The sequence below is a fragment of the Streptomyces sp. AC627_RSS907 genome, from assembly GCF_019049165.1.
On the sequence record NZ_JAGMUE010000749.1, the window covers coordinates 1 to 667 of the forward strand.

The window sequence follows — 667 nt, forward strand, 5'->3', positions numbered from 1 at the left end:
GGTGGCCGTGGCCGCGTCCGCCGGGGAGACGGCCGGTACGGGGGTCCAGTCCAGCGTGAACAGCGAGTCGCGGAACGCCGACATCCTGGCCGTGTCGATGTGGTCCACGGATACCGGACGCAGTACGAGGGACTCGATCGATGCCACGGGGCGGCCTGTTCCGTCGGCCACCGCGAGGGAGATGGAGTCCGGCCCCAACTGGGTGAGGCGCACCCGCAGCGTGGACGCGCCACCGGCGTGGAGCGACACCCCGCTCCAGGAGAACGGGAGCCGGGAGAGCCCGACGTCCTCCAGGGCGACGAAGGTCACCGCCTGCACGGCGGCGTCAAGCAGCGCCGGGTGGAGGCCGAAGTCGGCCGCCAGTGACGCGTGCTCCTCGCCGAGGCTGACCTCGACGTAGACGTCGTCGCCGGCGCGCCAGGCGGCCCGCAGGCCCTGGAACACCGGGCCGTAGGCGAAACCGGAGGCGGCGAAGCGCTCGTAGAAGTCGCTGATGTCCAGCGCTTCCGCGTCCGCCGGGGGCCATACGCCCAGGTCGAACGACGGCTCGGGGCCGGCGGGGGCCAGCACGCCGGCCGCGTGCTGCGTCCACGGCTCGCCCGAGGGGGCGTCGGCCGGGCGGGAGTAGAGGCCGATCGAGCGGTGACCCGTCTCGTCCGCGTCATCC

At 73.8% G+C, this 667-nt stretch carries 1 protein-coding gene; it reads right to left on the reverse strand.

Annotation, left to right across the window (positions count from 1 at the left end):
• A partial coding sequence (locus tag KUM32_RS38410; protein WP_217146442.1) for a polyketide synthase dehydratase domain-containing protein occupies nucleotides 1–667 on the reverse strand: 667 nt, incomplete at both ends.